This is a genomic window from Cobetia sp. 29-18-1 (assembly GCF_029846405.1).
GTDB classification, from domain to species: domain Bacteria; phylum Pseudomonadota; class Gammaproteobacteria; order Pseudomonadales; family Halomonadaceae; genus Cobetia; species Cobetia amphilecti.
The window spans coordinates 117,919-139,409 of the sequence record NZ_JARWKS010000009.1 but is presented as its reverse complement, the minus strand read 5'-3'; the positions used below and the strand labels follow the sequence as shown (position 1 = coordinate 139,409).

Sequence of the window (21,491 nt, the reverse complement as noted above, 5' to 3'; positions counted from 1 at the left end):
ACTGGTGCCGACCTCACCGCGACGTTGATCAGGCGGAGGGCTGCGCCGCCAGACGCGCTTCGATGGCATCCATCAACAGACCGGCGATATCAGTGCCACGCTGGGTATCGATCTCGCGCACGCAGGTCGGGCTGGTGACGTTGATCTCGGTGATGTAGTCGCCGATCACGTCCAGGCCGACGAACATCAGCCCCAATGATTTCACCACCGGCTTGACCTGCTCGATCAGCCAGTAATCGCGGTCGGTCAGCTCACGCGATTCACCACGTCCGCCAGCCGCCAGGTTGCCGCGCGTCTCGCCGGCGCTGGGAATGCGCGCCAGGCCGAACGGCACCGGCTCGCCATCCACCAGCAGAATGCGCGTATCGCCGGCACTGATTTCCGGCACATAACGCTGGGCCATGATCTGACGGGTGCCCCGCAGCGTCAGCTGCTCGATCACCGAACCGAGATTGCGGCCGTCTTCGGCGACGTGGAAGATGCCACTGCCCCCCATGCCATCCAGCGGCTTGAAGATCACGTTGCCATGCTCGGCGTGGAAGGCGCGCAGCACCTTGTCGTTGGCCGACACGGTGGTCGGCGGGATGCACTGCGGGAACTGCTGAGCGAAGAGCTTCTCGTTGCAGGTCTGCAGCGCGGCCGTCGGATTGATCACCAGCACGCCTTCCCGCTCGGCAAAGCCCAGCAGGTGAACGGCATTCAGGAAGTGTTCGTCGACGGGCGGATCCTTGCGCATCAGGATCACGTCAAGCTCGGCCAGCGGAGTCGCGACGACCTCGCCCAGCTGATAGAAGTTGTCCGGGTCGTGGTAGACCTCCAGATCACGCATCCGGCCCATGGCGCGACCATTCTCGAGATAGAGGTCTTCCTGCTCGAGATAGTGCAGCGACCAGCCACGCTGGCTGGCGGCCCACAACATGGCCAGAGTGGTGTCCTTCTTGTAGGCGACGCTGGACATCGGGTCCATCACCACGCCGATCTTGAGCTTACGAGCAGTCATTGAGGCAACCTTGTGACGACACTGCCAGCCCGGCACGCGGCCGGCAGCGGGGATAACGGAGACTCCCGTCGCGACATGACACCATGGCGCGGGAGCGATGGGACAAGTATGCAGCAGCGCCGTGCTGCTCACCACTGGCGAAACGCCCTTGCCGGCTCACGCTGTGTTGCCGTCAGATCAACAATTCCGCCCGGGTGCCAGATGATGGGAGATCAGCGCGGCAGGTCACCAAATCGCTGCTGCAGCAAGGTCAGCGCCACCACTGGCGCCGTCTCGGTGCGCAGGATACGCGGCCCCAGGCCGAGTACCTCACAACCGGCGGCAGCCGCTTCTGCCACCTCTTCCTGCGTGAAGCCGCCTTCCGGGCCGATCAGAAGGCTGGCGCGGGTCACGCCGCCCTCGGCCTCGGCCACGTTCAGCGCCTCGGCGCCGCCCGGCTGCAGAATCAGGCGCAGCGGCTCATCACGCTCGGCCAGCCACTGCGTCATCGCCACCGGGGCATGCACGACCGGCACGACGCTTCTTCCGCACTGCTCGCAGGCGCTGGCCGCCACGCCCTGCCAGTGCGCCAGCTTCTTGTCGGCGCGCTCGCCCTTGAGCTTGACGTCGCCCCGCGCGGTATAGAGTGGCGTGATGGCAGCCACGCCCATCTCACAGGCCTTCTGGATGGCGTAATCCATGCGATCGCCCTTGGAGATCGCCTGCCCCAGATGCACCGCCAGCGGCGCCTCGCGGTCATTGGGCACCGCCTCGATCACCTGCACGCTGACGCCCTTGCGGGTCACCTCCTCCAGCAACACGCGTACCTCCTGCCCACGGCCATCGAACAGCTGCGCCTCACTGCCGACCTTGGCACGCAACACCAGTCCGAGGTGGCGTGCAGGCCCCTCGGGGAGCGCGAAGGACGCCCCGGCGCTGACATTGAGATCAAGATCGGGGCAGTGCAGACGGATGGCCATGGACGGGGTCTCGCGGACTAAGAAGCAGTGAAAGTGGGCCGCGATGAGTCGATATAGCATCGCAGGCAAGGCGGCGGCTATTGTCGCCCAAAAACGCAGCGACGGGCCACTGGGGCCCGTCGCTGGTCGTACCTGTCATGTGGCCAATCAAGGCCGGCTCACTGATCAGTGAGCGGTCGCCTCGGCGGCGCCCTGGGCTTCACGCTGCTTGCGCTGCGCGTACATGGCCTCGAAGTTGACCGGAGCCAGCATCAGCGGAGGGAAGCTGCCACGGTTGACCAGGTTGTCGATGGCTTCACGCGCATACGGGAACAGCACGTTCGGGCAGAAGGCGCCCAGGGTGTGGTCCAGCTGCTCGGCAGACAGGCCCGCGATACGGAACAGGCCAGCCTGCTCGACTTCCGCCAGGAAGGCTGTGGTCTTGTCTTCGCCATTGGTGACCTGAGCGGTGACCTTGATGGAGACTTCGAACAGCTCCTCACCGACCTGCTGGTGCTCGGTATCCAGCTCCAGCGCAACCTTCGGCTGGAACGGCAGGGAGAAGACCGCCGGAGAATTCGGGGCTTCGAAGGACACGTCCTTCACGTAGATGCGCTGCAGGGCAAACTGGAGCTGATCCTGAGCCTGTTCTGCGCCTGCTGCAGCCTGTGCGTTCTGTTCTTCAGCCATGAGACATATCCTTGAGGGTTCGGAGATTTATTCTTGGTTGCGAGCCTGCCTCCAGCAGACCCGCAAACTTGCCCAGCCAGCGGGGCAATGACAGCTGGCAGACACGCGACGCGCGAGTCTGCGACTCAGCGAGTCACGACCGGCAGGCTGTCGGCTTCCCACTGGCCCATGCCGCCCTTGAGCTTGACGGCCTGCTTGAAGCCATCCTTCTCGAGGCGCGCCACCAGCGGTCCCGCCGTCTGGCCGTGCTTGCAGACGATGATCACCGGGCGTTCCTTGTACTTGGCCAGCGGAGTGGTCTCGCTGGTCAGCTGACTGCTGGGAACGTTGACGGCACCGGCGATATGACCGGCCTTGAATTCCTTGCTGTCGCGGATGTCGATGAAGACACCCTCTTCGCGATTGACCAGTCGCGTGGCCTCGCTGACGCTGACGCCGTGGTTGCCACGCATGGTTTCCATGACAATGAGGGCGACCAGCAGGGCGACGAAGGCGCCGACCAGCAAGGGATGATTCTGCGCGAACTGAAGCAGCTGTTCGATCATGAGACGGGCTAACTCCGCTGTGACGTGCATGCCGACGCGTACGCGGCAAAGGAAATAGACCGCTACCTGAGGTAACGGAGCCAGCATTATACATGACAGGCCCAAGCATGAATGCCGCTGCATGGCATCAAAAAGGCGTAGCCGGGCGATGCGCCGGCTGCTGTCAGCTCAGCCGGGTCGGGGCGATCCACCGATAGCGCAACCCAATGCCGGCGATACACTTGCGGCACTTGCACTCGGCACCTTACCACCCCTCTAATAGAGGGCAGAACGAGCAGGTAGTTTTATCACTACATGTCGTTTCCGCCGAGGGTTCTGTCTCGCGGATGCGCCACAGCATGGCCGCAGGACATGACAGCTGCATGATGCGTCACCCGTCGAACATCATCCTGTCATCCCGGCCCCTGCTCACCCCAGATCATTCGTCATCACAGCGAGGAAGTCATGGCAGCTCAAGCACAAGGTCCGCGTCCCGTCGCCCTAATCATCCTGGACGGCTACGGTCACAGCGAAGAGGAGAAGGACAACGCCATCCTCGCCGCCGACACGCCGGTGATGGACCGCCTGCGTCGTGAATATCCCAGCGAACTGATTCACACCGATGGTGGCTTCGTCGGCCTGCCGGACGGCCAGATGGGCAACTCCGAAGTCGGCCACATGAACCTCGGTGCCGGTCGCATCGTCTATCAGGACTTCACGCGCATCACCAAGGCGGTGCGTGAGAATGCCCTCAAGGACAATGACATCCTGACCGCGCCCATCGATGCCGCCGTCAAGGCCGGGCGTGCCGTGCACCTGATCGGCCTGCTGTCTCCGGGTGGTGTGCATTCCCACGAAGACCACACCCTGGCCATGGCCGACCTGGCCGCCGAGCGGGGCGCCAAGCGCATCTATATCCACGCCATCACCGATGGCCGTGACACCGCGCCCAAGAGCGCCGAGGCCTCCATCGCGCGTGCCGATGAGCACCTCGCGGGCCTGGGCCTGGAAGACGGCCGTGTCGCCACGCTGGTCGGTCGCTACTTCGCACTGGACCGCGACAACCGCTGGGACCGCGTCGAGCAGGCCTACCGCCTGATCGCCAACGGCGAAGCCGAACATGAAGCCGCCACCGGGGTCGCCGGTCTGGCTGCCGCCTACGAGCGCGACGAGACCGATGAATTCGTCACCGCCACCCGCATCGGCGATTCCGTCGCCATGCAGGAAGGCGATGCGGCCATCTTCATGAACTTCCGCGCCGACCGTGCCCGCGAGCTGACCCGCGCCTTCGTCGAGCCGGACTTCGCAGGCTTCGAGCGCACGCCGCCCAAGCTGGCCCACGACGGCCTGGTGATGATGACCCAGTACGCCGCCGACATCCCGGCGCCGGCAGCCTTCCCGCCGTCCGAACTGCACAACACCCTGGGCGAGGTCGTGTCCGACCGTGGCCTGACCCAGCTGCGCATCGCCGAGACCGAGAAGTACGCACACGTCACCTTCTTCTTCTCCGGTGGCCGCGAAGAGGAATACCCCGGCGAGACGCGCATCCTCGTGCCGTCCCCGCAGGACGTGAAGACCTACGACGAGAAACCGGAAATGAGCGCCGGCGAAGTCACCGACAAGCTGGTGGAAGCCATCGAGTCCGGCGGCTACGACCTCATCGTCTGCAACTACGCCAACGGTGACATGGTCGGCCACACCGGCAAGTTCGACGCCGCCGTCCAGGCCGTCGAGTTCCTCGACAAGTGCGTGGCACGCGTGGTCGAGGCGCTGGAGAAGGTCGGAGGCGAATGCCTGATCACCGCCGACCACGGTAACGCCGAGCAGATGGTGCACCCGGAAACCGGCAACCCGCAGACCGCGCACACTACCTTCGAGGTGCCGCTGATCTACGTGACGCAGCGCGATGCCAAGCTGGCCGCCGACGGGCGTCTGTGCGATCTCGCCCCGACCCTGCTGACCATGATGGGCCAGTCGGTGCCGGAAGAGATGGATGGCAAGGTGCTGGTCGATTATGCCGAGGCCTGATAGCAGGCTGCATGGCGCACCCTTCGGTGCGTCATGCCTCTCGCCCTGCCCGAGCAAGCCGCTCGGGCAGGGCGACCGCCCCCGAATCTTCAAGCGCCGGAGCCGAGTCTCCGGCGTTGTGCTGTCTGCCTGGCTGCTGAGTCTCGCCCCGCTGGCACTCGGCCCCGTGGTGGCGACCACCGCGCAGGCCGCTGACGACACCGCCACCCTGACCCAGAAGAAGCAGGCCTCCCAGGAAGACCTCAAGCGCCTCAAGCGCGAGATCCAGGCGATGCAGGGCGAGCTCAAGGCCACGGCAGCGCGGCGCAGCGACACGCGCAACGGGCTGGAGAAGATCGAGCGCCAGCTCAATGCCACGCGCCAGCAGACCGGCAAGCTCGAGGATGAGCGCGATGACATCAAGCAGCAGCTGGTGGCACTGACGCGCAAGCGTGAAGCCCTCAGTCAGCAGCAGACGGCCCAGAAGGCGGCGGTCGCCGAAGAGATGGCCGCCCTCTATCGCCTCGGTCGTCAGCCTGAACTGAAATTGCTGCTCAATCAGGATGATCCCGCACGTCTTGAGCGCCTGCAGGTCTATCTGAACCACCTGAGTGAATCACGGCGTGCGGCGCTGGAGCGCCTGGCCGAGCTGAACCAGTCACTGGCCGACACCCGCGCGCAACTGCTGGCCCGCCAGACACGCCTGGATGACGTGCAGGCAGGACTCAAGCGGCAGGCCAGTCAGCTGATCGCGCAACAGAATGAACGCGCCGCCCTGCTGCGCAAGCTGGATGCGCGCTATGCCAGCCATGAGGCGAAGATCGCCGAACTGGACCAGGACCGCGCGCATGCCAATCAGCTGATCCAGACCCTCGAGAAGCGCCTCAAGTCGATCAAGAGCGCACCGCCACCCAAGACCCGCATCACGCGTGCGATGGGCAAGATGGATTGGCCGGCGCCGGGCAAGGTGATCTCCGCCTATGGGCGTGGCGAGGGCGTCAACCGTGATGGCGTGTTGATTCGCGCGACGCAGGGCACCGCCGTCACGGCGCCGCACGCCGGTCGCGTGGTCTTCGCGGACTGGATGCGCGGCTATGGCAACCTGCTGATACTCGATCACGGTGACAATGTGCTGACGCTCTACGCCCACCTGGCAAGCTTCAGCGTGGGCCCGGGCGACAGCCTGTCACGCGGCCAGCAGCTGGGCAGTGTCGGCAGCAGCGGCGGGCGTGATGGCCCGGCGCTCTACTTCGAAGTGCGCCGCAGCGGTCAGCCGACAGACCCGAGTCGCTGGCTCTCGCGCCGCTCAAGTGCCTGGCAGCGGCACCTCGCGCATCGTCTGATAGTCAGCCAGCGCTGAATGCCACCGCTACCCGGCGGGCTAGTCGCCAGGCACTCGCGCGGGATATGCTCGCAGTAGCCTGTGACTGCGAGCATGCTGGGCGGTGTTCCCCCCTGCCATGCCTCGACATCCGGCCCCGGCGCTCAGCGCATTTCGGTACCAGTCGAGTCAGTATCCGTCGAGAAGGAAATCGCATGTCTGCAATGTCGCCGTTCCGTCCTGCCCCGCGCCGCCTGCGTCAGCTGGCGGTCAGCGTGCCGCTGAGCCTTGCCCTGCTGGGTGGCGGACTGCCGGCCAGTGCAGAAGATGTCGCCTCGCCGGCCGACAGCGCTCAGGATGCCCGTCAGGGCACGGACCTGCCGCTGGTTGAGCTGCGCACCTTTGCCGAGGTCTTCGAGCGCATCAAGCGCACCTACGTCGATCAGGTCGATGACCGCACGCTGCTCAAGAATGCCATGCGCGGCATGCTCGAAGGGCTGGACCCGCACTCCGCCTATCTGGATCAGGAAGACTGGCAGGACCTGCGCGAGAATACCGATGGCGAGTTTGGCGGCATCGGTATCGAGGTCGGCACCGGCGACGATGGCCAGCTGACCGTCATCGCCCCCATCGACGACACCCCGGCGGCGCGCGCGGGCCTGCAGCCGCGAGACGTCATCCTCAAGATCGACAATACGCCGCTGGACGGCCTGTCGATGTCGGAGTCGGTCAAATTGATGCGCGGTGAGGCAGGCTCACGCATTCGGCTGCTGATTCTGTCCGAGGGCGCCGACATGCCGCGCGAAGTGGTGCTGGAGCGGGCCATCATCAAGAGCAGCAGCGTCAGTCAGCGCCTGCTGGACCCGGGCTATGGCTATCTGCGCATCAGCCAGTTCCAGAGCGCGACCGGTGACGAGGCCCACACGGCGCTGGCCAGACTGCGGGAAGACAACGATGGCGAGCCGCTCAAGGGGCTGGTGCTGGATCTGCGCAACAACCCCGGCGGGCTTCTCTCGGCCGCCGTCGAGATCAGTGACCTGTTCCTGTCCAGCGGCCGTATCGTCTACACCGAAGGCCGCCTGCCCGACAGCGAGCTGTCCTTCTCGGCCAAGCCCGACACCCCGGCAGGCGATACCCCGCTGGTGGTGCTGATCAATGGCGGCACGGCCTCGGCCGCGGAAATCGTGTCCGGCGCACTGCAGGATCAGCACCGCGCCATCATCATGGGCACCGACAGCTTCGGCAAGGGCTCGGTCCAGACGGTGATGCCGCTGGGCAATGGCGATGGGCTCAAGCTGACCACCGCGCTCTACTTCACGCCCAGCGGACGTTCGATCCAGGCCGAGGGCATCCGCCCGGATGTCGAGGTCGTGCGAGGCCGCCTCGAGCGCGACACGCGGCGTGACTTCAGCGTGCGCGAGGCAGACCTCGAGGGGCGCCTCGACAATGCCAACGCCGCCAGCGAGTCCGCCAGCAGCAAGGCACCCGACAGCCCGGTAGTGGCGGAAAGCGACTATCAGCTGGGTGAGGCGCTCAATCTGCTCAAGGGCATGAACGTGCTGGGGCGCAGCGCGGCGCTCAAGGCCACCGTGCCCACAAGCGACGAGTAAGCATCACGCCATGATCGCCAGATCATCAGGCCACAACGACAAGGCCCCGCCATCTGGCGGGGCCTTGTCGTTGCAGGGGGCATGACATGCGCACTTGTATAGGAACATGCAGCGGCATGTGTGGCAGCGATCGGCCATCCTGTGACCACCTGTGCCCAAGCGATGATAGTAGGCGCTCACATACCCGATGGCGCAGGAATTACACCACCTTCACTGTTGTTACGGCTTGCAGCTGGTGGGCAACTCACCCCGCTGACCCATCGCCTGACGCATCAGGATACGCTTCAGCTCGCCCTGGCCGTCGACGAAACCAAGCCCGAAGTTGCGCAGCAGACGCACGCCCGGCTGACGGCTGCCGAACAACAGCCGGAAGCCATCCATCATCTTGAGCATCATGGCATTGTCGCTGCGACGCCGGCGGCGATAGCGCGCCAGCCAGCGCTCGTCGCCAAGCGCCACCCCGCGGCGATGTCCTGCCAGCAGCTCGTCTGCCAACACCGCCACATCCATCAAGCCCAGATTGACGCCCTGGCCTGCCAGCGGGTGAATGGCATGCGCAGCATCCCCCACCAGCGCCAGCCCCGGCAGCACATAGTCTTCGGCGTGGCGCTGATGCAGCGGGAAACTGAAGCGCTCACTCGCCCATTCGATGGCGCCGAGCTGACCTTCAAAGGCGTCTTCCAGCTCGCCGCAGAATGCCGCCGCTGACAGTGCCAGCAGACGCTCGGCCTCTTCTGGCGTAGTCGACCACACGATGGAGCAATGCCGCTCTGCAGCCGAGGCTCCCTCGGCCGGCTGAGCCAGGGCGTCATTGACGGCCAGTGGCAGGAAGGCCAGCGGCCCGGTCGGCAGGAAGCGCTGACGCGCGACGGCCTGATGCGCGAGTTCGGTGCGCACCGTGGCCACCAGCGCGACCTGGCCGGTGTCGTGTTCCCGCGTGGCGATCCCGGCCAGCTCGCGCAGCCGTGAGCGCGCACCATCCGCCGCGACCACCAGCGCCGCGGTGACTGTCCGGCCATCGGTCAGCGTCAGGCTGGTCGCTTCCGCCTCATCGAGTTGGTAAGCATTCACTACTGATGTAGCGCCCGAGCGTGGGAGTGCCATGCCTGCCACACGCGCCCCGAAGCAGCGCGTGATCTCCGGGCAGGCATCGATGGCCTGCTCCAGCGCGGCGAGCGTGACCCGGTTCTCGACGATATGCCCCAGTACCGGCACACCGCTGTCCTCGGCGCTGAACTGAATCTCGCCATTGCCCTCTGCGTCCCACACCTGCATGCCGGTATAGGGCATCAGGCGACTGGCGGCGATCGTCGGCCACACGCCCAGACCGCTCAACAGCTGCTGAGAGACCGGCGTCAATGCACTCACCCGTGGCTCGGGGGCGCTATCTGGCTGCCAGCGGGTCGCGGACTCACGCCCCTCGACCAGCATGACCCGCAGTCCCGCCTGCCCCAGCAGCAGTGCCAGGGTGGCACCGACGATACCGGCACCGACGATGGCGACATCGGCGTCATGTGCGCTACCTGCTGATCGACCGTCCTTCATGCCTGCTCCCTGTCTCGAAGTTCTGTCTCGTAGTTCTGTCTCGTGGCCTGATCTCGAAGACCAATCTCGTGCCCTGATTTCGAAGCCCCGTCGCGTGGCTCGACACCAAGGCGCTGTCAGTGAGGCCCTGTCAGTGACGCCCTGCCTGCGAGGCTCTGTCCACGAGCCAGGTCAGCGAGTACCCACCAACCTCAGCGCTCAATGCCCATCGAGCGTCTGGCCAACAGGCGCTTGAGCGGCGAGACCAGATTGAGCCCGATCAGGCCCGCTGCCCGTGCATGCCCCAGCCAGCGACTCTCGACCCCGAACAGGCGGATCAAGCCATCGCTGAACAGCACCACATTGTCGCGATCCGCGCCGCGCCGCTCCTCGAAGTCACTCAGCACGCTGGTGGCCCCCGGCGACTCGCCACGCGTCAGGCCCGCCTCGATGGCCGCGACCAGATCGGTCACGCCGCGCAGTGCCAGATTGAAGCCCTGCCCTGCCACCGGATGCAGGGCGTGGGCGGCGTTGCCGAGCACCGCAAGGCCGGGGCGCGTGCCTTCGCTGGCACGCACCAACGACAGCGGATAGGCGTGGCGTTGCCCGACGCGGCGAAAGCGTCCGGCGCGTTCACCGAAGGCGCGCTGCAGCGCCTGCAGGAAGTCGCTGTCGGGCAGCGTCATCAGGCTTTCCGTGTCAGCGGGGGAGCGCGTCCAGACCAGCTCCATGCGCTTGCCGGCCAGCGGCAGCAGCGCCATCGGGCCTTCACTGGTGAAGCGCTCGTAGGCGACTCCCTGGTGAGGCTGGCTCATCTCCACCGTGGCGATCAAGGCATGCTGCTCATAGTCCTGCGCCGCACTGTGGATGCCGAGGCGCTCCTTGAGTCCGGAACGACCGCCATCCGCCAGCACGGTCAGCTCAGCCTCGATCAGACGACCATCCTCGAGCGTGAGGCGATGGCCTTGCGCCGTGACGGCGATTTCTGCCACCCGCGCCGGGCAATACCAGGCCAGCGGCAGCTCGGCCAGCTGGCGATGTAGTACCTGGCCCATCCAGGCATTGGGAATCACGTGGCCGAGCGCGGCTACCTCGAGTTCGGAGGCCCGCATGCGGGTCGCGCCCAGGTGGCCGCGCTCACTGACATGGATGGTGCGAATCGGCGTGGCGTGCTCGCACATTGCCTCCCAGACCCCGAAGGCGGTGAACCGCTGGCGTGAGCCCGCCGCGATGGCGCTGGCACGTGCATCGAAACTGGGCTGGAAGCGCCGGGCGTCTGCTGACGCCGCGGGCAGCTCATTGGCCTCGATCACGGCGACACGCAACGCTGCAGCCTCACGGCCCTTCTCGTCGGCCACACGCGCCATCAGCGGCGCCAGCGCACAGGCCAGGCTGGCGCCCACCAGACCGCCGCCGATGATCACGATGTCGAAGTGTTCGGCATCACGCCCGCTCATGGCTTCAGGCTCACTCATGGCGTCAGGCCTCCGCGCGCATCAGCGCCTCGATGGCCTCGACGGACTTGGGCACGCCATGACTCAACACCTCGTGGCCCGCGGCAGTCACCGCGACGTCGTCCTCGATGCGAATGCCGATGCCGCGATATTCGACAGGAATGTCGCCGTCCTGCGGAATGTAGAGGCCCGGCTCGATGGTCAGCACCATGCCCGGCACCAGCGGACGCGGCTCACCCGCTTCGCGATAGCTGCCCACGTCGTGCACATCCAGCCCCAGCCAATGCGAGGTGGAGTGCAGATAGAAGCGACGGTAGGCATCGCTGCTGATCAATTCCTCGACCTCGCCCTGCAACAGGCCCAGCTCGACCAGCCCCGTGGTCAGGTCATGCACCACCTGTTGGTGAATGCCCACCAACGTTGCACCCGGTACCACGGCGGCCACCGCACGCTCCTGCGCCTTGAGCACGATCTCGTACAGACGGCGCTGCGGCTCACTGAAGCGGCCATTGACCGGGAAGGTACGCGTGATGTCGCCGGCATAGAGGGCGTACTCGGCGCCGGCATCGATCAGCACCAGCTGACCATCCTCCAGCGGCGCGCGATTCTCGATGTAGTGCAGCACACAGGCATTCACACCCGCCCCGACGATGCTGGTGTAGGCCGGAGCCGGCGCCCCCTGCCACTGGAATTCATGCTCGATCTCAGCCTGCAGATGATACTCGTGCAGGCCGGGACGGCTGATCTGCATCGCACGCACATGCGCGCGCGCGGAAATCTCGGCGGCGTGGCGCATCAGTGCCAGCTCACGCTCATCCTTGATCAGGCGCTGCTCATGCAGCAGCGGCGCGAGATCCTCGAAGGCGGCCGGCGGCCGTGCTCCGCGACGCACCGCGGCGGCCAGCTCATCGCGCAGCGCTTGAGCCAGCGCCAGGGCTTCGTCATCCTCGAACAGCACATAGAGACGCTCGCGGCCATCCAGCAGGCTGGCCATCACCTCATCACGGGCCTCATTGGTGAAGGCCTGATCGAAGCCTGCCGTGGCGACGGCACCCTCGGCGCCGATGCGGATGCCGGTCCAGGCTTCGGCCAGCGGGTCCTTCTCCTGACAGAACAGCACGCTCTCCCCTTCGGCGCGCCCGGGCAGCAACAGCAAGGCGGCCTCGGGTTCCGGCCAGCCGGTCAGATAGTGGAAGTCGCTGTTCTGACGGAAGCTGTATTCACTGTCGCGGTTGCGCTGGGCCAGGCCCGACGAGACCACCAATGCGGCAGCCCCCTGCGGCAGCTGCGCGATCAGGCGCTGGCGGCGTGCACGAAAATCCTCTGCCGTCAGGGCAGCAGGTGCGGGCAGGATGGCTGGGGCAGTCATGGCAATCTCCGTCGAGAACCCGCCGGGCATGGCGCGTTCGAGTGACAAACAGGCGTGATGCTGTAGATGGGGTCACCCGCCCTCTTGTACCAGCCTTGCGTCAGACGCGGCGCAAGCGGTGGGTGACCATCGTTTCAGTGGGTATCGGTACGCGAGCTGACGCCGAGGCTGCCCTCGAGACCGCCTTCCGGCAGCTGGTCATCGCTGGGCTTCTCGACGTCCGGGTTGCCCGGGTGCTGCTCGGTGTAAAGCAGCAAGGCCGCCATGCGCACATGGTCAGCCAGCGCGAACAGATCGGCCTCGTCCTCGGCGTTGTCGTCGTCGAGATCTTCGGCATTGGCGAGGCCGCTCGAGATGGCTTCGACATCGCTCAGGGCATCCTTGAGCGCCTGACTCCAGCCACTGCGGACATCGTCATCGGCACCGGCCAGCTCTTCCTGGAAGCCCAGCGTCCATTCGCGCAGGCTCTGACCGCGTTCGGCCAGCGAGAACATGTCATCCGGCAGCAGCGGCTCGAAGCTCATCTCGCTGGCGGCCAGACGCTCCTGATTGCGCGTGCGCCAGGTGAGGAAGACTTCACCGGCCTCACGCGTGGCCGGTTGCTCGACCCCCAGCGAGGCGCAGACGCGCGCCAGCCAATCCTCGGCACTGATGTCATCCAGCGCCAGTGCGGCCACCAGCTGACCATCGAGGAAGGAGGGATTGTTGAGGCTGCCGTGAGCCAGGAAGTGGTCTGCGACGAGCGAGAAATCGAAGGTATCGTTGATGATCGCCATGATGCGGCCCCTTTGAGTCAGTGAGAAGTGGTTCTGTAGCGGGAGAATGGCATCTGAAGGATGTGCTGCAGCACAAGGCAGCCGCGCCGCGCGGCGCGTTGACCCTCCAGAAGCGGCTCTCTATAGTGGCTCGAGAATGCCCCCATCTTACCGCACTGGCCCTCCTTCTGGCTTGCCGTCCTGACTGCGACGGTGACGCACTGACAGCAGGACGTCGGCATCAATCTGGATGACGCCGGACAAGGCCCGAGAGGATCTACATGAGCGATTCCGCCACCCCACGCAATACCACCGAGATCAGCCTGCTCGGCCGCAGCTATACCGTCAGCTGTCAGCCCGGCGAGGAAGATGGCCTGACCCGTGCGGCGGCTTATCTGGATCTCGCCATGCAAGGCATCCAGCAGCGCGGCAACACCATCAGCGCCGACAAGGTCGCCCTGATGGCAGCGCTCAATATCTCGCATGAGTTGATCAACAGCCGTGACAGCGAGCGCGCCCTGCAGCGCGACTTCGAGACTCGCCTCACCGCGCTGGACCGTCAACTGGATGCCGCGCTCAGTCAGCTGCCAGCCGACTATGCCGATCAGGCGAAGGCGCGCGCTGCTGAGCGTAAAAACGCTTCAGAATCAAACAACTGATACATTCAGGCAACAGATTGTTCCCGACAGGATTAGCCCTTGGGCAGGCAGGCGGGGTTTGGTAGACTGAATGAGTTCTCTGGGGTGTACGACAGTTGCCGATGTCCCTCGAGCTTATAAGCTATTCCCAGGGAGTCCACTGCGCAGTGCTGTGTGCATGTCCGTGCGTCGGAACGCCTGATGCGCTGCGCGGGACTACCCACCTTGAACCGCTGGGTTCAAGGGCCCCCGGTAACACCGGCACCTTGGAGAACCCTGTCTGACGGAGATTGTCAGGCATGCGCAAGCCCCCCGCGGTCTATGCCGCACCCGCGAGCCCACGCTCGCCACTCCCTTCTGCAGCACTCGACACCACGCTCTGGGCGCTGCCCAGAGAGCTCGATCACCCTCAGGCCGACCGCCGTGCGCTTCGCCGTCTGCTGCGCCAACGCCGCCGTCAGCTACCACCTGCCATTCGCCTGCAAGCCGAAGATGCGCTCCTGCGTCAGCTGAAACGACTGCCGGAACTGTTGCGCGCCCGCCACGTCGCCCTGTATCTGCCCTACGATGGCGAGATCGATGCCACGCGTCTGTGCGATTGGCTGCAGCGACGAGGGGCGAAGGTCTATCTGCCGGTACTGCGCCCGTTCGCGGCCAATTCGCTATGGTTCGTGCGCTACGACGATCAGACACCCCTGGTCAGCAACCGCTTCGGCATCGCCGAACCGGACACCCGTCATGGGGCTTCCAAGGCACGGCGCCTGCCTGCCTGGGCGCTGGATGTCGTCTTGATGCCACTGGTCGGCTTCGATGGGCGCGGGGCTCGCATCGGCATGGGTGGTGGCTTCTACGATCGCAGCTTCGCCTTTACCCGCCGTCCCGGCCCACGGCCACTGTTGATCGGCCTCGCCCATCACTGTCAGAAGGTCCCCGCCCTGCCGGTACAGCCCTGGGATGTCCCGCTGGACGCCATCGTCAGTGATCGCGAAGTCGTGCGCCCTGCCCGCCCTGAATGAGCCGCTGGGCTTTATGACGAGATCGATGGCACGACCGCGAGATGTCGAGGGTGAAAGCAGGCAGAAAGGGGCTATCTGTGAAGAGGCGAAGCAGCAACGCAGTGAAGCCAGACGAGGGGTCAAGCTGAGGGGGGAGTCGGGGAGCTGGAAGCAGAAACGCTGGAAAGCCTGGCAGGAGGGTCATGGCATGGGTGCGTGGCGCCAGAGAGACTGACGCCAGCAGCACCGCTACCGCCGGTGAGGGCAGCAGCGCAGGATTCAGGAACCCATTACGGTCTGGGCGTAGCCGGTTGCCACTACACCAATCCCGAAGATGAATACCAGGGCCATGACCAGATCGGGCTTACGTTTCATGAGAGCGGGCTTCTTCTTATATCGTCAGTGGCTTTCGCGTGACGGTTGTCGATGACTGTCTTCCTGACAGTGACCAGATGATAGGCATCTGACTTCTGTATGACAATCACCATGCAATCGTTTGAATGGACGCTTTTCCACGCAGCTTTTGATGTCTGCTCGCCCCAGCCGACAAGGGCTTCCGTCAAAAACACCGTTCTTTTTCGCGCTTGGCATGAAATGTGGAATTTCCTGCGGCATGCCCGCCGGATACGCATGAAAAAGCCCCGACCTTCCACGCGAAGGCCGGGGCTTTTCCTTCCACGAATATGACCAATGAAGCATGATGAGCTGCGCCTCAGCTCGCCGCCTTCAACGCCAATGACTCATATAGCCATCATCGCCCCATCGCTTGCCTCGCTCAGGACAGAAACAGGCGGTAGGCGGGATTGTCGCTCTCTTTCCAGAAGCGATAGCCGATCTCATTGAAATATTCCTCGACCCGCGCGCGGTCGCCATTGGGGATCTGCATGCCGATCAACACCCGCCCATGCGACGCGCCGTGGTTTCGGTAGTGGAACAGCGAGATGTTCCAGTCCGCCGGCAGGTGGGTGAGGAAATTCATCAGGGCGCCCGGGCGCTCCGGGAACTCGAAACGATAGACCTCTTCCTCGAGATCGCTGGTCGTGCGTCCACCGACCAGATGACGCGTGTGCAGCTTGGCCAGTTCGTTGTCGGTCAGGTCTTCCACCGCATAGCCCGCCTCACGCAGCTTCTCGACCACAGCGGCGCGGTCTTCACCGCCCGGCTTGACCTGCACGCCGACGAAGACATGCGCTTCCTCCGGGTTGGCATAGCGATAGTTGAACTCGGTGACCATGCGCTTGCCGATCACCTTGCAGAACTGCTTGTAGGCCCCCGGGCGCTCCGGCAGCGTCACGGCCAGAATCGCCTCACGCTGCTCACCCAGCTCGGTGCGCTCGGCAATGTGCTGCAGGCGATCGAAGTTGGTGTTGGCGCCGGAGTTGATGCACACCAGCGTCTCCCCTTCCGCGCCTGACTGCTGGACGTATTTCTTGAGGCCCGCCAGTGACAGTGCGCCACTGGTTTCGGAGACGGCGCGCGTATCCTCGAAGATATCCTTGACCGCTGCACACATCTCGTCGGTATTGACGGTGATGACCTCATCGACGGTGTGCTGGATGAGCTCGAACGGTGCCGCGCCGATCTGCGCGACCGCCACGCCCTCGGCGAACACGCCGACCTGGTCCAGCACCACGCGTTCGCCGGCTTCCATGGCGGCCTTGAGGCAGGCGGCATCTTCCGCCTCGACCCCGATGACGCGGATCTCGGGGCGCAGGTACTTCACGTAGGCCGCGACACCGGCGATCAGGCCACCGCCCCCGACCGGCACGAAGATCGCATCGATCTTGCCGGGATGCTGACGCAGGATTTCCATGCCGACAGTGCCCTGACCGGCAATGACATCCGGGTCGTCATAGGGCGGGATGAAGGTATAGCCGTGCTCATCCATCAGGGTACGCGCGTGGGCCAGTGCCTCGGGGAAGGCGTCGCCCTTGAGAATCACCCGCGCGCCGCGCTCGCGCACGGCCTGCACCTTGATTTCCGGCGTAATGCGCGGCATCACGATCACTGCCTTGACGCCCATCAGCTTGGCCGCCATCGCCAGGCCCTGCGCATGATTGCCGGCCGAGGCCGCAATCACGCCACACGCCTTCTGTTCATCCGTCAGCTGGGCCATCTTGTTGTAGGCGCCGCGAATCTTGAAGGAATAGACAGGCTGCAGGTCTTCACGCTTGATGAAGATGTGATTGCCGAAACGACGCGACAACAAGGGTGCCGGCGAGAGCGGAGTTTCATGGGCGGCTTCGTAGACACGAGCCGACAGGATTTTCTTGACGTAATGTTCGAGCATTATAGGAATGTCCTGATGTGTCACAGCGCGGGCCGCATGAGCGCGACCGAACCCCCATTGTTATCAGACCGCTGGCGAGAGCGTCCAGCGCCATCGCCGGGTTTGCCGTTATAATGTGGCGTTTTCCGGCGTTGCGCTTCACGTCAAGCCGTTTTCCAGTGCCTGCCGGCGGTAAACTGCTGGCCACGCGGGGAAGACCGCGCCAATGCCCACTTTCACCACCGCCCCACCGACCCGAGGTATCACATGACCCAGGATGAGCTGAAGCAGGCCGTGGCCCGCGCCGCCCTTGACGAGATTCGCCCACTGCTGAGCCGCGACACCATCATCGGCGTCGGCACCGGCTCGACGGCCAATCTGTTCATCGATGCGCTGGCGGAAGTGCGCCACGACTTCGCCGGCGCCGTCGCCAGCTCCGAAGCCACTGCCGAGCGCCTCAAGGGCCATGGCATCGACGTCTTCGAACTCAACCATGTCGGCACCGTGCCGGTCTACGTGGACGGTGCCGACGAGATCGACCCGCGCCTGGCGATGATCAAGGGCGGCGGCGCCGCGCTGACCCGCGAGAAGATCGTCGCGGCCTGCGCCGAGCGCTTCGTGTGCATCGCCGATGGCTCCAAGCAGGTGGATATTCTCGGCGGCTTCCCGCTGCCGGTGGAAGTCATTCCGATGGCGCGCTCCTATGTCGCACGTGAGCTGGTCAAGCTGGGCGCCGACCCGGTCTACCGCGATGGCGTGCTGACCGACAACGGCAACCGTATCCTCGATTGCTACAATTTCCTGATCGAGGACCCGATCGCCATGGAAGCGCGCATCAATGCCATCGTCGGTGTCGTCACCAATGGCCTGTTCGCGGCACGCGGTGCCGATGTGCTGCTGGTGGGACGCGAAAGTGGCGTCGAACGCATCACTGCCTGAGGAGCTGGCATGACGACGAATCTGCGCCCACGACTGCGCCTGGCGACCGCACTGCTGCTGGCAGCCAGCGCAAGTCCGCTGGCGCTGGCCGATAGCCTGCCGATCAGCCAGCCAGTCACCGTGACGCTCGACAGTGGCGTCAAGATCCTGCTCAAGCCGGACCACAGCTGGGAATATCAGCTGGATGAGGTACAGGCCGCTTCCGCCCCGGCCACACGACCGTCCGTGGAAACTGGCGCTGGCAGCGCGCTGGTGCCGACCTCGACGGCCGTGCCGGTGACGGCGGCGGTCGCTCCGGCTGGCGACTCGACCTCACCATCAGCCGGCGTGGCCTCTACCAGTGCAAGCAACGCAGCGCCTGACAGCGCGTCACGCCTCAACCGCAGCGCGCTGGCCAATCCGCGGCTGTTGAGTGAAGGCCACCGCGATGGTCTGGTCGCGCGTCTGTCCTCGGTGAGCGAAGAGGATGACGAGGCGCTTCTGCAGTTCAGTCTCGACAACACGGCCGGCCAGAGTGTCATCGGCGTGCAGGCCAGACTGCGCCTGTATGCCGATGATGGCCATCTGCTCGCGACGCGTGAGGTGCCACTGTGGGTCGGGGAATATCGCCTGCCCCAGACCTACCTGCGTCCCGGCCAGACACGCGATAGCCGCGAGGTACGCGTCTCGCTGCCGGAGGGCGAGTGGTCACGCCAGCTGGTGCGCGTGGAAGTCACCGAGGTGGAGTTCCGCTGATCACCGGATGCCGGATGCCAGCTTCCAGGCGTCAGATGCCACAGCAGCCAGACGAAAAACGGGAAGCCCTGAGGGGCTTCCCGTTTCTGTTTTAACGCCGGTCGCTCAGCGAGAGCGAAGCGGTGATCAGAACTTGTAGTTGATGCTGAAGTAGTTGCCGAAGCCGGTGGTGTCCTGGCGAACGCCGGTGGCAGTGGAGCCATCGGTGAAGAACGCCATGTTGTTGTAGTACTTCAGGCCATAGCCGATCGCATAGCGCTGGGTGTGGTAGTAGATACCGTTGAACCACTCCATGCTGTTGACGCTGCGGCCCGCCTGGCTGCCCACTTCGTCGGCATCGAACTTGTAGTCCAGGTAGCCATGATAGGCGATGAAGCTGCCATCATCGAAGTTGACGAACGGCTTGAACCAGTTGGTGGAGGCCATGTAGCCGTCCCACTTGCTCTCGTCTTCGCCGCCGTAGTTCTCACGCACGTAACGCGCGTAGAGGTTGAAGCCCATCTTGCCGAACCACGGCACCTGCACATCGCTGCCCAGACCGACGTAGTGCTCCCACAGACCGCCGAATGCGCCGTTGTCACCGATGTTGGTGACGGTGGCGATGTAGAGCTCATCCACCGGGCCGAAGGACAGGTCGTAACCGGTCATGGCGTCCAGCGAGAAGCGCGGCGCCAGCTTGGCGAAGAAGTTGTCGCCGTCGTTCAGGTCATCGGAGCTGTCGTCCAGCAGGTCGAAGAAGTCGACATACCCGTAGAGATCGACGATGCCCGAGCGGCCGCCGAACTCCATCTCCAGGTAGGTATCTTCGCTGTTGCGGAACGGCAGGCGGTTGTCTTCACTGCGCATCAGGTTGAAGGTCAGCCACTTGTAATCATTGGCGTGGATATCGCCATTGAAGTCAGTAGCCTGCGCCGGTGCTGCAGCGGTCAGCAGCGTGGTGGCAGCCAGAGTGCTGGCCGCGAGGGTCTTGAGCATGGTCATCGCGTAACGATCCTGTCCTGAATGTTGAGACTGTTCGAATTCTTGTGGTCTTGCCCGCTGAGCGGGTCTTGTCGCTATGAAGTCCGACGAAGGCGCGGGAGTGAAACTCGCACGGGGCCCAGTCTGGAAAGGCGGCGATGTTAGCACTTCCTCGCAAAAACGACAGAGCAACATTTCGGGGGTGATCAACGTGCCTTCGACGACAATGTGAACCTTTTCACACTCTCGCCAGGCACCTTGTCACCCCCGGCTTCCCCGAGCTGACATCCCGATGCCTCCTCGCTTGCCGCCCGGCGCATGCCGGCAGGATGTCTCCCGTCGACTGACCGGGCGGAGAGCGAGGAATGCATCAGGCCGCCAGCGCCAGGAAGAAACCGGCAATCGCCGCCGACATCAGATTGGACAGCGTGCCGGCGAGTACCGCCTTGAGCCCCAGGCTTGCGATCTCATGACGGCGTGTCGGTGCCAGGCTGCCCAGCCCCCCCAGCAGGATGGCGATCGACGACAGATTGGCGAAGCCGCACAGCGCGAAGGACAGCACTGCCATGGTGTAGGGCGTCATCACCGCGCCGGTGGCCGCGACGATGCTGTCACCGCTGAGGTAGGGCGCCAGATTGATGTAGGCGACGAACTCGTTCACCACCAGCTTCTGGCCGATGAAGGAACCCGCCAGGGTCGCCTCGCTCCACGGCACGCCCAGCAGGAAGGCCAGCGGCGCGAACAACCAGCCGAGAATCATGTCGAGACTCAGCGTGTCCATGCCGAACCAGCCACCCACGCCGCCGAGAATACCGTTGATCAGGCCGATCAGCGCGATGAAGGCCAGCAGCATCGCCCCGACATTGGCCGCCAGCTTGAGGCCGGAAGACGCACCGGAGGCCGCAGCGTCCAGCACATTGGAGGGCGCATCCTCATCCTTGAGGGCAGCATCGGCGAGGGCGATCGAGTCGTCCGGCTTCTCCGTCTCCGGGAACAGCAGCTTGGCGAACAGCAGCCCGCCGGGCGCGGCCATGAACGATGCCGCCACCAGGTACTCCATCGGAATGCCCAGCGCCGCATAGCCGCCCAGCACCGAACCGGCGACGGAGGCCAGGCCACCGCACATCACCGCGAACAGCTCGGAGCGCGTCATGCTGGCCAGATACGGCTTGACCACCAGCGGCGCCTCGGTCTGACCGACAAAGATGTTGGCCGTGGCCGAGAGCGACTCGGTACGCGACGTGCCCAGCACACGCTGCAGGCCGCCACCCAGCAGGCGAATCACCCACTGCATGATGCCGAGGTAGTAGAGCACCGCGATCAGCGACGAGAAGAAGATGATGATCGGCAACACCTTGACCGCGAAGATGAAGCCGACACCACTGCCCGGATTGGCCAGGCTGCCAAACAGGAAGTTGATGCCCTGATCGGCATAGTTGACCACCTGACTGACGGCACCGGAGACACCGGCCAGCACTCCCTGGCCGAAGGAGGTGTAGAGCACGAAGGCGCCGATGGCCAGCTGGATGGCAAAGGCACCACCCACGGTGCGCAGGCGAATGGCGCGTCGATTCGACGACAGCGCCACGGCAATGAGGATGAGCGAAGCCATCCCGACGAGACTCATGAGGGGATTCATTGGGAAGATCCTGAGGGTTCTTGTGGTTGTTATGGGTGCTGCGTGCAGGGCTGCGACGACCCGTTCTCAACGTCGTGCAGTGTTATCCTGCATTCTCACCATGTTCAAAAAGTCACAGCCTGAC

18 protein-coding genes and 1 other RNA gene are annotated in these 21,491 nt (G+C 64.7%); 8 read left to right on the top strand and 11 right to left on the bottom strand.

Annotation, left to right across the window (positions count from 1 at the left end; genetic code table 11):
* Positions 1-28: 28 nt before the first annotated feature.
* From gshB to QD208_RS09280, 4 genes are all read right to left on the bottom strand, one after another.
* Positions 29-1,000, bottom strand: a complete 972-nt coding sequence (gene gshB / locus QD208_RS09295) for a glutathione synthase (protein WP_279836585.1) — start codon at positions 998-1,000, stop codon at positions 29-31.
* 212 nt (positions 1,001-1,212) lie between these two features.
* A complete protein-coding gene (locus tag QD208_RS09290; RefSeq protein WP_084589228.1) occupies positions 1,213-1,959 on the bottom strand; it encodes a 16S rRNA (uracil(1498)-N(3))-methyltransferase in 747 nt (248 codons plus the stop codon).
* A 165-nt stretch (positions 1,960-2,124) separates the two neighbouring features.
* Positions 2,125-2,628: a protein-export chaperone SecB gene (gene secB, locus QD208_RS09285; RefSeq protein ID WP_279836583.1), complete on the bottom strand. Its 504-nt coding sequence runs from the start codon at positions 2,626-2,628 to the stop codon at positions 2,125-2,127.
* Positions 2,629-2,753: 125 nt separating this feature from the next.
* The gene (locus QD208_RS09280) at positions 2,754-3,173 is read right to left on the bottom strand and encodes a rhodanese-like domain-containing protein (protein WP_043331622.1); all 420 of its coding nucleotides are present in this window, start codon (positions 3,171-3,173) and stop codon (positions 2,754-2,756) included.
* 444 nt (positions 3,174-3,617) lie between these two features.
* Between QD208_RS09280 and gpmI the strand changes: the two genes are divergently transcribed.
* From gpmI to QD208_RS09265, 3 genes are all read left to right on the top strand, one after another.
* A complete protein-coding gene (gene gpmI / locus QD208_RS09275; protein WP_043331623.1) occupies positions 3,618-5,180 on the top strand; it encodes a 2,3-bisphosphoglycerate-independent phosphoglycerate mutase in 1,563 nt (520 codons plus the stop codon).
* Positions 5,181-5,298: 118 nt separating this feature from the next.
* Positions 5,299-6,519 carry a peptidoglycan DD-metalloendopeptidase family protein gene (locus QD208_RS09270; protein ID WP_279836581.1) on the top strand — a complete coding sequence of 407 codons (1,221 nt, stop codon included), beginning with the start codon at positions 5,299-5,301 and terminating at the stop codon, positions 6,517-6,519.
* A gap of 176 nt (positions 6,520-6,695) precedes the next feature.
* Positions 6,696-8,090, top strand: coding sequence for a S41 family peptidase (locus QD208_RS09265; RefSeq protein ID WP_279836579.1), 1,395 nt, complete (start codon positions 6,696-6,698; stop codon positions 8,088-8,090).
* 219 nt (positions 8,091-8,309) lie between these two features.
* On the opposite strand, the gene QD208_RS09260 is transcribed toward QD208_RS09265, so the two are convergent.
* The 4 genes from QD208_RS09260 to QD208_RS09245 all read right to left on the bottom strand — a co-directional run bounded on the left by QD208_RS09260 (position 8,310) and on the right by QD208_RS09245 (position 13,213).
* Positions 8,310-9,635, bottom strand: coding sequence for a UbiH/UbiF/VisC/COQ6 family ubiquinone biosynthesis hydroxylase (locus QD208_RS09260; RefSeq protein ID WP_279836577.1), 1,326 nt, complete (start codon positions 9,633-9,635; stop codon positions 8,310-8,312).
* A gap of 191 nt (positions 9,636-9,826) precedes the next feature.
* Positions 9,827-11,089 carry a 2-octaprenyl-6-methoxyphenyl hydroxylase gene (gene ubiH / locus QD208_RS09255; protein WP_279836576.1) on the bottom strand — a complete coding sequence of 421 codons (1,263 nt, stop codon included), beginning with the start codon at positions 11,087-11,089 and terminating at the stop codon, positions 9,827-9,829.
* A gap of 4 nt (positions 11,090-11,093) precedes the next feature.
* The gene (gene pepP / locus QD208_RS09250; RefSeq protein ID WP_279836574.1) at positions 11,094-12,437 is read right to left on the bottom strand and encodes a Xaa-Pro aminopeptidase; all 1,344 of its coding nucleotides are present in this window, start codon (positions 12,435-12,437) and stop codon (positions 11,094-11,096) included.
* A gap of 134 nt (positions 12,438-12,571) precedes the next feature.
* Positions 12,572-13,213 carry a UPF0149 family protein gene (locus QD208_RS09245; RefSeq protein ID WP_064503223.1) on the bottom strand — a complete coding sequence of 214 codons (642 nt, stop codon included), beginning with the start codon at positions 13,211-13,213 and terminating at the stop codon, positions 12,572-12,574.
* A 260-nt stretch (positions 13,214-13,473) separates the two neighbouring features.
* Between QD208_RS09245 and QD208_RS09240 the strand changes: the two genes are divergently transcribed.
* From QD208_RS09240 to QD208_RS09230, 3 genes are all read left to right on the top strand, one after another.
* On the top strand, positions 13,474-13,851 hold the full coding sequence (locus tag QD208_RS09240; protein ID WP_064503224.1) for a cell division protein ZapA: 378 nt from the start codon (positions 13,474-13,476) through the stop codon (positions 13,849-13,851).
* Positions 13,852-13,924: 73 nt separating this feature from the next.
* Positions 13,925-14,107, top strand: a non-coding RNA gene (gene ssrS / locus QD208_RS09235) — 6S RNA.
* 22 nt (positions 14,108-14,129) lie between these two features.
* Positions 14,130-14,846, top strand: a complete 717-nt coding sequence (locus tag QD208_RS09230) for a 5-formyltetrahydrofolate cyclo-ligase (protein ID WP_279836572.1) — start codon at positions 14,130-14,132, stop codon at positions 14,844-14,846.
* A 754-nt stretch (positions 14,847-15,600) separates the two neighbouring features.
* Here the strand turns inward: QD208_RS09230 and ilvA are convergent.
* On the bottom strand, positions 15,601-17,124 hold the full coding sequence (ilvA, locus tag QD208_RS09225; protein WP_263643043.1) for a threonine ammonia-lyase, biosynthetic: 1,524 nt from the start codon (positions 17,122-17,124) through the stop codon (positions 15,601-15,603).
* 237 nt (positions 17,125-17,361) lie between these two features.
* On the opposite strand from ilvA, the gene rpiA reads away from it, so the two are divergent.
* Positions 17,362-18,033 carry a ribose-5-phosphate isomerase RpiA gene (gene rpiA / locus QD208_RS09220; protein ID WP_054556388.1) on the top strand — a complete coding sequence of 224 codons (672 nt, stop codon included), beginning with the start codon at positions 17,362-17,364 and terminating at the stop codon, positions 18,031-18,033.
* 9 nt (positions 18,034-18,042) lie between these two features.
* Positions 18,043-18,768 carry a DUF3157 family protein gene (locus QD208_RS09215; protein WP_279836570.1) on the top strand — a complete coding sequence of 242 codons (726 nt, stop codon included), beginning with the start codon at positions 18,043-18,045 and terminating at the stop codon, positions 18,766-18,768.
* 126 nt (positions 18,769-18,894) lie between these two features.
* Here QD208_RS09215 and QD208_RS09210 read toward each other — a convergent pair whose 3' ends face one another.
* Positions 18,895-19,749, bottom strand: coding sequence for an outer membrane protein OmpK (locus QD208_RS09210; RefSeq protein WP_279836568.1), 855 nt, complete (start codon positions 19,747-19,749; stop codon positions 18,895-18,897).
* Between the two features lie 349 nt (positions 19,750-20,098).
* Positions 20,099-21,367 (bottom strand): NupC/NupG family nucleoside CNT transporter, encoded by a 1,269-nt coding sequence (locus QD208_RS09205; RefSeq protein ID WP_279836566.1) that lies wholly within the window; start codon positions 21,365-21,367, stop codon positions 20,099-20,101.
* Between the last annotated feature and the right edge of the window lie 124 nt (positions 21,368-21,491).

Excerpts from the sequence above, each read along its gene's own strand:
- QD208_RS09215 (WP_279836570.1), top strand. The coding sequence starts at position 18,043 with ATGACGACGAATCTGCGCCCACGACTGCGCCTGGCGACCGCACTGCTG.
- QD208_RS09265 (WP_279836579.1), top strand. The coding sequence starts at position 6,696 with ATGTCTGCAATGTCGCCGTTCCGTCCTGCCCCGCGCCGCCTGCGTCAG.
- QD208_RS09240 (WP_064503224.1), top strand. The coding sequence starts at position 13,474 with ATGAGCGATTCCGCCACCCCACGCAATACCACCGAGATCAGCCTGCTC.
- QD208_RS09205 (WP_279836566.1), bottom strand. The coding sequence starts at position 21,367 with ATGAATCCCCTCATGAGTCTCGTCGGGATGGCTTCGCTCATCCTCATT.
- rpiA (WP_054556388.1), top strand. The coding sequence starts at position 17,362 with ATGACCCAGGATGAGCTGAAGCAGGCCGTGGCCCGCGCCGCCCTTGAC.
- QD208_RS09245 (WP_064503223.1), bottom strand. The coding sequence starts at position 13,213 with ATGGCGATCATCAACGATACCTTCGATTTCTCGCTCGTCGCAGACCAC.
- QD208_RS09230 (WP_279836572.1), top strand. The coding sequence starts at position 14,130 with ATGCGCAAGCCCCCCGCGGTCTATGCCGCACCCGCGAGCCCACGCTCG.
- QD208_RS09260 (WP_279836577.1), bottom strand. The coding sequence starts at position 9,635 with ATGAAGGACGGTCGATCAGCAGGTAGCGCACATGACGCCGATGTCGCC.
- secB (WP_279836583.1), bottom strand. The coding sequence starts at position 2,628 with ATGGCTGAAGAACAGAACGCACAGGCTGCAGCAGGCGCAGAACAGGCT.
- QD208_RS09210 (WP_279836568.1), bottom strand. The coding sequence starts at position 19,749 with ATGACCATGCTCAAGACCCTCGCGGCCAGCACTCTGGCTGCCACCACG.
- gshB (WP_279836585.1), bottom strand. The coding sequence starts at position 1,000 with ATGACTGCTCGTAAGCTCAAGATCGGCGTGGTGATGGACCCGATGTCC.
- pepP (WP_279836574.1), bottom strand. The coding sequence starts at position 12,437 with ATGACTGCCCCAGCCATCCTGCCCGCACCTGCTGCCCTGACGGCAGAG.
- QD208_RS09290 (WP_084589228.1), bottom strand. The coding sequence starts at position 1,959 with ATGGCCATCCGTCTGCACTGCCCCGATCTTGATCTCAATGTCAGCGCC.
- QD208_RS09280 (WP_043331622.1), bottom strand. The coding sequence starts at position 3,173 with ATGATCGAACAGCTGCTTCAGTTCGCGCAGAATCATCCCTTGCTGGTC.
- ubiH (WP_279836576.1), bottom strand. The coding sequence starts at position 11,089 with ATGAGTGAGCCTGAAGCCATGAGCGGGCGTGATGCCGAACACTTCGAC.
- gpmI (WP_043331623.1), top strand. The coding sequence starts at position 3,618 with ATGGCAGCTCAAGCACAAGGTCCGCGTCCCGTCGCCCTAATCATCCTG.